Source organism: Planctomycetota bacterium (genome assembly GCA_035574235.1).
Lineage (GTDB): Bacteria > Planctomycetota > MHYJ01 > MHYJ01 > JACPRB01 > DATLZA01.
In genome coordinates this window covers 35,479-43,757 of the sequence record DATLZA010000027.1, presented here as the reverse complement: position 1 = coordinate 43,757, position 8,279 = coordinate 35,479, and the positions used below count along the sequence as shown (strand labels likewise).

The window sequence follows — 8,279 nt, the reverse complement described above, 5'->3', positions numbered from 1 at the left end:
GGCCGCCGCGGCCGCCGCGCGAAGGGCCGCCCCCCGCCGGCGGGGCCGGACCCGGACCGCGCTCAGATGCTCGGTCACCTGTTTCGGGCGCACCCCGGTCAGGATGTCCCGAATCCGGGCCGCCAGGCGTTCCCCATGGAGCTCGATCGCGCGCTCGGCCAGCACCCGGTCCTGCCAGAAGATCTCCTCCCCCACGCCCGTGCATCGCGCGCAGCCGGCCAGATGCGCCTCGAGGGAGCGTCCTTCCGCCATGCCGAGCTCGCCGGCGACCAGGTCGCTCAAGGCGGCGCGCGTTTCCTCGCAGGTGAGGATTCTCACGACACGTTCTCCACGGTGAGCCGCCGCCGCACGCAGTCCAACAGGAGCTGCCGGACCCGATGCAACATCTGGCGCACCGCGGCGGGGGTCATCGAAAGCCGGGGGGCCAGATCGGTGAGGCGAACGCCCTCGAAGTAATGGGCCCGCAGGGCCTCCGCCGCGCGGCCGCCCACCTGCTTGAGGCACTCCTCGAGCGCTTCGCTGCGGCGATCGAGAGAGGCGGGGAGAGGATCCTGATAGACCTTTTCGATCAATTCCTCCGCCACCAGGCCCGCCCGGGTGAGCTTGCGGCGGGCGGCCAGCGCCTGCCGGCGGGCGATGGCCTTGAGCCAGCCGGCGAAATCCGCCTCCGGAATGAGGTAGTTGAGCTTGCGGTAGGCGATTTCGGCCGTTTCCTGGACCACGTCCTCCGCGGCATGGTAGTCGCCGCAGATGGCCCGGCTGTAGGCGAAGAGCATCGGAAGGTGCGGCCTCAGGGCGCGCTCGAACGCCGCGGGATCCCCCGCCTTGGCCGCCGCCAGGAGCCGCGTCTCTTCGTCGGCCGGCATCGGACCTCTACCTCCGGCCGGTCTCCCCGGTAGGCACCAGCGGCGCCGTGGCGCGCTTGAGGAAAAGGATCGCAAAACACGTATCCACGACCCCGCCGCCCCACTTGCCGTCGCCGCCCTGCTTCTCGAGAAGCACCTTGGCGCCCTCGGGATACCACCAGTGCGTCCCCAGCGTCTCCGTTCCGTAAAGCATCCCGGCGCGCTCGATCGCATAGAGGTAGTAGTAGTACTGGTGCTGGGAATTTTCGGCCCTGTCGCCGTGCTCGTACGGGCCGGGGTTGTACGTGACCGAGAAGTTCGAAGCCAGCCACGCCAGCCCCTCGTGCACGTCCTTGTCCTTCTTCCAGGACCGCTTCTTCTTGCCCCCGTCGTCGTCCTTGATGTAAAGCCAGATGGCCAGGCTCCCCACCGCGCCCGCCGTCATCGATCCGTAGGCCTTGTGTTCCGCATGATCCCTGTAGCACCAGCCCTGCGGCTCGGCGTTGACGACCTCCATGACGCCGCTGGCTCCGCCGGTGATCGGCGCGTCCAGGCTGTCCTTGACGTCGAAGCGCACGCGGGGACCGCTCGACTCCTTCTGCGACGTCCGCCACCATTGAATCGCTTTCTGAATGACCGACTCCGGAATGATGATGCCGGCATCGTGGCAGGCGCGCATGCCGAGCGCCGCGTACTGAGTGTTCGAATTGTCTCCGCCCTCGGGCCCGTCCTTCTTCTTTTCCACCTTGACCCGGCGCTTGACCTCGGGCTTGATCCGCATCCCCGGCCCGCCGAAGTCCACCACCCCGCGCCGCTCGCGCGGCGCCCGCGTGGAAACGTCTTCCCGTTCGGACTCCGAAGGCGTCTCATCCGCGTAGATCGTGGGCTCCCCGTACGTCCACTGCCCGTTCTTGCACTGATTGTCCACGAGGAACTGGGCGCACTGCTTGATGCGCCACTGGTACTTCACGCGATTCACCTCCTCCAGGATCATCGCCTGAAGCGCCACGCAGTACGTGGACTCGAGCTTGCGCTCGAGCATCTCCTTGAGGAGCTTCTGAAAGACGGGATCGTTTTCCGGAACCCCCGCGTGAACGAACGTCCAGAGGACCAGTTCGTCCTCCTGCATCGGCCGATTGACGTGCTCGAACTTCCGCAGGCTCCCGGCCTGCGCCTTGAGATAAGCGACGCCTTTGTTGATCGCGGCGTCGATCCGGCTCTGTTCCACCTTGGGAGGGGCGTCCTGGGCCCGAACCGCCGCCGAAAGGAGAAGACAGGCGAATGCCGCCGGCAGGATGCGTCGATTCATAGAAGCTCCACCTCAGCTAAGATTCCCCTACCCAACGTCACGACGGACCCCTCCCGTGACGCAAATCCGTTCCCCGGGGGATTATACGACGCCCCCGCCCCGGCGCGGCAAAGCCTGCGAGGAAGGTACCCCCGGCTTCCCTTCATGATACAATCCCCCCGTGCACACGGGGCCAACGGCCCCTCGACCCCGATGACGGTTCTGGACGAAATCCTGACCCGCCTGCGGGAGCGGCCTGAACCGCCGCTCCTGGTCCCCCGGGGGACGTGGGATCCCGCCCTCAGCGAGCGGATCGGGCGCCTGGCGGCGCCGCCGGAGCTCCGGGCGGCGCTTTTCCTCTGGAACGACCACCTCGAACGCGCCCACGAGCTGGCGCAGGATATCCCGACCTCGACCGGCAGCTACCTCCACGGCGTCATGCACCGGCGCGAACCCGACTACGGCAACGCCAAATACTGGTTCCGCCGCGTCGGCGACCACCCGGCGTTCGGCCCCCTTCACGCCGCCGCGCGGGAGCTCCTCGAAGGCCCTTTCCGCCAGGTGGCCGAAGCCGCCCCCCTGCGCCGCAAAAACGCCTGGGACCCCTTCCTCATGGTGGACTTGTGCGCCGCCGCCGAAGGGCGCGATCCCTCCGACCCCTTCGGCCGGTTCCTCCGCGAAATCCAGCTCCGCGAGATCGAAGGGCTCGTCCGCTTCGCGGCCGCTCCCTAACCTCGCGGCCCCCGAAGCAGCGCCTCCCGCGCCGCCGCCGCGTCGAGCCGGCCTTCCGCCGCCGCCCCGAGCAGCCGCTCCTGCCGCGACGTGAACACCACGGGCGCCCCCGGCTCGTGACGGGGCACGATCCCGAGCGCCTCGAGAATCTTCCTTCCGAGCTCCTCCAGCCCCTCTCCCGTCCGCGCCGAAAGGCGGCATGCGCCCGGCGGGCCCGGCGCCCCGGGAGCCCGGTCGATCTTGCTCACGACCGCCAGCGCCTTCCGGCCCGCCAGCCGCCCGAAAAGCCGTCGGTCTTCTTCCCCCTCCGACTCCCCGTCGAACAGAAAGACGACCAGATCGGCCTCCGAAAGCGCCTCCCACGTGCGATCGATCGCCATCCCTTCGATCGCGTCGCGAGGCGCCTCGACCCCCGCCGTGTCCACGAACTCCAGCGGCACCTGGGCCACCGCGCCGATCCCGCGCACCGGGTCGCGGGTCGTGCCGGGCTCGGGGGAAACGATCGCCCGCTCCCGGCCCAGAAGCGCGTTGAAGAGCGTGGATTTGCCCGCGTTCGGACGCCCGGCCAGGACGACCCGCCGGGGACGCACCAGCGCCAGTCCCAACGACGCCGTCTCCCGCAGGCGCCGCGCCCCCGCCGCGTCCCGGACCTCCGCGACCGCGCGCGAAAGCGCCCCCTCCGCCTGATCGAGAAGGACGCGCGCCGCCAACTCCGTGCGCGCCGCGGGAAGGAGCGTCCACGCCTCGGCGCGGATCCGGTCGAGCGCCCCCGTTTCGATGCCCCGCTCGAGAAGCTCCTCCGGCGCCGCCCGCCGCGCCCCGAGGGCCGCCAGCGCCCGGAAAATCCGCTCGACCGCGGCGCGGCCGCCGTGGCAGGAGATCTCGACCGTCTCCTCCCCCGTGAACCCATCGACGGCCCGGACCACGACCTCGTCCAGCACCTCGCCGTCCTGGACGAGCCGCCCGAAGCGGGGCCGTTCCTCCACCGGACGGCCGAAAAGGGAGGCCACGAGCGCCCGGGCGCCGGGTCCGGCGACGTGAAGCACCGCGATCGCCCCGCGCCCCGGCGGAGTCAGCAGCGCCGCCAGCATAGGAAGGAAAGCGCGATGCCCTCGAGCGCCAGGTCGGGCGCCCAGACGTCGAAAAACTCGCGGAAGAGCGGAGCGTCTCCGCCCGTGCCGAAGACCGGTCCGCGCCGATCCTGGAGCGCCCGCCGCAGAAGCCCTTCCGCCGCCAGAGAGATCCCGCACCGGATGGCCTCCTGCGTGTCGCGTCCGACCGCCCGCCGCCGCCGGACGGGCTCCACCTCGGGCAGAAGCGCCGTCGCGTCGCGCAGCGCGCGGGCCATGGTGCGCAGCCCGGGGGCGATGAGCCCTCCCCGGAAGTCCCCGCGCGATCCGACCTCGTCGATCGTGATCGCCGTCCCCATGGAGACGACGACGCAGGGGCCGCCCGCGCGCGCCCAGGCGGCCGACGCCTGCGCCAGCCGGTCCGCCCCGACCGCCTCCGGCCGGCGCGTGCGGTTCCGGACGAGCGGCGGAAAGTCGCGCCCCAGGAGCAGCGTCCCCCGCGGCGGCCGCGCCCGCCCCACGCGGGCTCCGATCCAGAGGTCCACCGGCCGGCCGTCCCACGGCCGCAGCCGCCGGCCGTCGAAGACGGCGCGCTTGACGCGGGTGTTGCCCACGTCCACGACGCCCCATCGCATGGGGGGCATTGTAGACGGGCGGAGGCCCTTTGACAAACCGCGGCGGGCGGGTAGGATAGCGGCCCGGATGATCCTCCGGTGTTTCTCGTGCGGCGCGCGGTACGGACGGGAGCGGACGCTCTACGCCTGCCGCGCGTGCGAATCGCCCCTCGAGGTGGCGCTGGAGCCCCGGGACCTTCGGCGCGTGGGGACGCTGGAAGGCCGGGGGGTGTGGCGCTATCAGCCGCTTCTTCCGGTGCGCCGATCGGTCACCCTCGGGGAAGGAGACACGGGGCTGCATCTCTGCGAACGCCTGGGGCGGGAGATCGGCATCCCCCGGCTTTTCGTCAAGAACGAGGGGGAGAATCCCACGGGCTCCTTCAAGGACCGCGGGATGACGGTGGGGATCGCGCTGGCGCGGGCGGTGGGGGCGCGGGCGGTGGCCTGCGCCTCGACGGGCAACACCTCCGCCTCCATGGCGGCGTACGCGGCGCGGGCGGGAATGCGGGCGCTCGTGCTTCTGCCGGCGGGAAAGGTCGCTCTCGGCAAGCTCTCGCAGGCGGTGGCCCACGGCGCCCGCGTGGCGCAGATCGAAGGAAACTTCGACGACGCCATGCGCCTGGTCGTCGAGCTTTCCCTCCGGGAGCGGAGCGTCTATCTTTTGAACTCCCTCAATCCGTACCGGCTCGAAGGCCAGAAGACGCTGGCCTACGAGGTGTGCGAGACGCTCGGGGAAGCGCCCGACGCGGTGGTTCTGCCGATGGGCAACGCGGGCAACATTTCGGCGATCTGGAAGGGCTTCCAGGAATGGAAGGCGCTCGGGAGGATCCGGCGGCTTCCGCGCCTGATCGGCGTCCAGGCCGAAGGGGCCGCTCCGATCGTCCGGGCGTTCCGAGAGCGGGCGGCGCTCCGGCCCGTCGAGGCGCCCGAGACGGTGGCCACGGCGATCCGGATCGGCGCGCCGGTCAACTGGAAGAAGGCGGTGGCGGCGCTGGAGCAATCGGGGGGCGACGCGGGAACCGTGAGTGACGCGGAGATCCTGGAGGCTCAGCGGCGCCTGGCGCGCACGGAGGGGCTGTTCGTCGAGCCCGCCTCGGCGGCGCCGGTGGCGTGGCTGGCGCGGCACGGCCTGCGCGGGGCGCGGACGGTCGTCGTGGTCACCACGGGGCACGGCCTGAAGGACCCCGACGCCCTGGCGCGGGGGAAGATGGAGCTGGCGCGGGTGAAGCCGACGCTTCCGGCGCTGCGCCGGATGCTGGCGGGATGAAGATCCTGCTCGGGGGGTTCGGCGTCGTCGGGCGCGCGTTCGCTCGGCTTCTGGGGGAGCGCCGCGCGGACCTCTACGCGCGCCACGGTCTGGCCCCGGCGCTGGTGGGGGTTCTGGACTCGCGGGGCGCCGCGGAAGCCGAAAGCGGGCTGGACGTCGAAGCCCTCCTGGCGGCCAAGGAGCGCGAAGGGACGGTGGCGGCGCTCCCGGGCCGCGGCGTGCGGGATGTGCCGGCGCCGGAGATCATCGCCGGCAGCGACGCGCAGCTCTACATCGAGGCCACGCCCACGTCGGTGCGGTCCCCGGGTCCGGCCTTCGAGCGTCTGAAGGCCGCCTTCCGGTCCGGCAAGCACGCGATTTCCGTCAACAAGGGTCCGCTCGCGGTGGCGTTTCCGGCGCTGCGGGAGCTGGCGCGGCACAACCGGGTGGAATTCCGGTTCTCGGGCACGGTGGGGGGCGGAACGCCGGTGCTCGCCCTGGCGCAGGAGTGCGCGCGGGGGGACGAGGTGCTCTCGGTGCGGGCGGTCCTGAACGGCACGACGAATTACATCCTCTGGCGGATGGACCGCGAGGGGCTCGATTTCGAGAGGGCGCTGGCGGAGGCGGTGCGGCTCGGGTACGCGGAAGCGGACCCGTCGGCCGACATCGACGGGATCGACACGGCCACGAAGCTCGTCATTCTGGCCAACGGCGTCCTGGGGCGGTCCTGCACGCTTTCGGACGTTTCGATCCGCGGCATCCGGGGGATCGCGCGGGAGCGGATCGAGGAGGCGCGGCGGGCGGGGCGGGCGGTGAAGCTTATGGCGGAGATCGGGGAGCGCCTGTCGGTGGAGCCGCGGGAGGTTCCGGCGGAGGCGCCCCTGAACGTGCCCGCGAATCTCAACTGCCTGACGCTGACGCTCCGGACGGGGGGCGAGGTGTCGCTCGTGGGCCGGGGCGCGGGCGGGCCGGAGACGGCGACGGCGATCCTGCGGGATCTCCTGGACATCTGGCACACGGTCGGGGGTCGGGCATGAAGCTCGTCATGAAGTTCGGGGGAAGCTCGGTGGCGGACGCGGAGAAGATGCGCCGCTGCGCGAAGCTCGTGCAGGAACGCGCGGGCCGGGACCGGGTGGCGGTGGTGGTGTCCGCGCTGGACGGCGTGACGGAGGAGCTTCTGGAGCTGGCGGAAGCCGCGGGGGCGGCCAACCGGCCGGCGGTCGAGGCGCGGATGAAGGATCTGCGCCGCCGCCACGAGGAGTGCGCCCGGGCGCTGGAGGAGGCGGGGGGGACGGCGGCGCTTTTGGAGGAGCTTCATCGCCTCGTCGTGGGGATTTCGGCGGTGGGCGAGCTCACGCCGCGCTCGAAGGACGCGGTCGTTTCGTTCGGGGAGCGCCTGGCGGCGGTTCTTTTCCGCCGCGCGCTGGAGCGGGAGGGGATGCGGGCGAGGACCTACACGGGCCAGGAAGCGGGGCTGGTGACCAACGACCGCTTCGGCGAGGCGGAGCCGCTCATGGAGCTTTCGCTCTACCAGATCGCCGAGACGCTTCGGGGGCCCTTCGAGGCGGGGGAGGTTCCGGTCGTCACGGGCTTCATCGCGGCCACGCAGCACGGGGTGACGACCACGATCGGGCGCGGCGGGAGCGACTACACGGCCACGATCGTCGGGGCGGCGCTCAAGGCGGACGAGATCTGGATCTGGAGCGACGTGGACGGCCTGATGACGGCGGATCCGCGGATCGTCCCCGAAGCGCGGCGGCTCGACCGGATCCGTTTCATCGAGGCGGTGGAGATGGGGCTTTTCGGCGCCAAGTCGATGCATCCGCGGGCGCTGGAGCCGGCGGCGGAGCGGCGGATTCCGGTGCGGATGAAGAACACGTTCCGGCCGGAGGGGCCCGGGACGCTCATCACGGACGAGGGGCCGGAATCCTCGGAGGTGGTCCGCTCGGTGCTTCTCGTGCGGGACGCGGGGCTCATCACGGTGACGGGGGCCGCGATGATGGGCCGTCCGGGGACGGCGGCGCGGATTTTCCAGCTTCTGGCGGACCGGGGGGTCAACGTCAAGATGATCATCCTTTCCGTGTCCGAGGCGGGGATTTCGTTCGCCGTCTCAGGGTCCCAGGTGGCGGCGGCGCGGGCGGCGATCGAGGCGGGGATGCTGCGGTCTGGGGAGGCGCGCCGCCTGGACGTGGAGGAGGGCGTGGCGATCGTGGCGGCGATCGGGTCCAACATGAAGGGCCATCCGGGGACGGCGGCGCGCGTGTTCGGAGCGGTGGCGCGCCGCGGGATCAACGTGATCGCGATCGCCCAGGGGTCCTCGGAGCTTTCGATTTCCTTTATCGTGAAGGGCGACGCGGGCCCCGAAGCGGTGCGGGCCCTTCACCAAGAATTCCTTTCGCCGCCGGCCTGAGGCGGCCGATCGGACCTCACCTTCCGGGCGACGCGAACCCTGGAGAAGTTCCGGACGGCATCGCCGACCCGGAG

At 71.4% G+C, this 8,279-nt stretch carries 9 protein-coding genes; 4 read left to right on the top strand and 5 right to left on the bottom strand.

What is annotated here, in order from left to right; translation table 11 throughout:
• From VNO22_02465 to VNO22_02455, 3 genes are all read right to left on the bottom strand, one after another.
• Positions 1–318 (bottom strand): zf-HC2 domain-containing protein (locus tag VNO22_02465; GenBank protein ID HXG60215.1); only part of this gene is annotated, 318 nt, incomplete at its 3' end.
• Positions 315–866, bottom strand: a complete 552-nt coding sequence (locus VNO22_02460) for a sigma-70 family RNA polymerase sigma factor (GenBank protein HXG60214.1) — start codon at positions 864–866, stop codon at positions 315–317. The genes VNO22_02465 and VNO22_02460, both read right to left, overlap by 4 nt.
• A 7-nt stretch (positions 867–873) precedes the next feature.
• Complete coding sequence (locus tag VNO22_02455) at positions 874–2,154, bottom strand: hypothetical protein (protein ID HXG60213.1); 1,281 nt, start codon at positions 2,152–2,154, stop codon at positions 874–876.
• A 192-nt stretch (positions 2,155–2,346) separates the two neighbouring features.
• Between VNO22_02455 and VNO22_02450 the strand changes: the two genes are divergently transcribed.
• Positions 2,347–2,865 (top strand): hypothetical protein, encoded by a 519-nt coding sequence (locus VNO22_02450; GenBank protein HXG60212.1) that lies wholly within the window; start codon positions 2,347–2,349, stop codon positions 2,863–2,865.
• Here VNO22_02450 and VNO22_02445 read toward each other — a convergent pair.
• Both VNO22_02445 and VNO22_02440 read right to left on the bottom strand, forming a co-directional pair.
• A complete protein-coding gene (locus tag VNO22_02445; GenBank protein ID HXG60211.1) occupies positions 2,862–3,956 on the bottom strand; it encodes a GTPase in 1,095 nt (364 codons plus the stop codon). The genes VNO22_02450 and VNO22_02445 overlap by 4 nt on opposite strands.
• Positions 3,938–4,570 carry a type III pantothenate kinase gene (locus VNO22_02440; GenBank protein ID HXG60210.1) on the bottom strand — a complete coding sequence of 211 codons (633 nt, stop codon included), beginning with the start codon at positions 4,568–4,570 and terminating at the stop codon, positions 3,938–3,940. The genes VNO22_02445 and VNO22_02440 overlap by 19 nt, the downstream gene beginning before the upstream one ends.
• Before the next feature lie 67 nt (positions 4,571–4,637).
• Here VNO22_02440 and thrC point away from each other — a divergent pair, with 67 nt between their 5' ends.
• Genes thrC through VNO22_02425 form a run of 3 tightly spaced genes read left to right on the top strand, consistent with a single transcriptional unit; the run spans position 4,638 to position 8,205 of the window.
• Positions 4,638–5,816 (top strand): threonine synthase, encoded by a 1,179-nt coding sequence (gene thrC / locus VNO22_02435; GenBank protein HXG60209.1) that lies wholly within the window; start codon positions 4,638–4,640, stop codon positions 5,814–5,816.
• Entirely contained in the window at positions 5,813–6,832 is a 1,020-nt protein-coding gene (locus VNO22_02430) for a homoserine dehydrogenase (GenBank protein ID HXG60208.1), read from the top strand. Before thrC ends, VNO22_02430 begins: the two co-directional genes overlap by 4 nt.
• A complete protein-coding gene (locus VNO22_02425) occupies positions 6,829–8,205 on the top strand; it encodes an aspartate kinase (protein HXG60207.1) in 1,377 nt (458 codons plus the stop codon). The genes VNO22_02430 and VNO22_02425 overlap by 4 nt, the downstream gene beginning before the upstream one ends.
• Positions 8,206–8,279 lie beyond the last annotated feature (74 nt).

What these genes read in the sequence shown, in the direction of transcription:
- thrC (HXG60209.1), top strand. Translation starts at nt 4,638, where the DNA reads ATGATCCTCCGGTGTTTCTCGTGCGGCGCGCGGTACGGACGGGAGCGG.
- VNO22_02440 (HXG60210.1), bottom strand. Translation starts at nt 4,570, where the DNA reads ATGCGATGGGGCGTCGTGGACGTGGGCAACACCCGCGTCAAGCGCGCC.
- VNO22_02425 (HXG60207.1), top strand. Translation starts at nt 6,829, where the DNA reads ATGAAGCTCGTCATGAAGTTCGGGGGAAGCTCGGTGGCGGACGCGGAG.
- VNO22_02445 (HXG60211.1), bottom strand. Translation starts at nt 3,956, where the DNA reads ATGCTGGCGGCGCTGCTGACTCCGCCGGGGCGCGGGGCGATCGCGGTG.
- VNO22_02460 (HXG60214.1), bottom strand. Translation starts at nt 866, where the DNA reads ATGCCGGCCGACGAAGAGACGCGGCTCCTGGCGGCGGCCAAGGCGGGG.
- VNO22_02430 (HXG60208.1), top strand. Translation starts at nt 5,813, where the DNA reads ATGAAGATCCTGCTCGGGGGGTTCGGCGTCGTCGGGCGCGCGTTCGCT.
- VNO22_02455 (HXG60213.1), bottom strand. Translation starts at nt 2,154, where the DNA reads ATGAATCGACGCATCCTGCCGGCGGCATTCGCCTGTCTTCTCCTTTCG.
- VNO22_02450 (HXG60212.1), top strand. Translation starts at nt 2,347, where the DNA reads ATGACGGTTCTGGACGAAATCCTGACCCGCCTGCGGGAGCGGCCTGAA.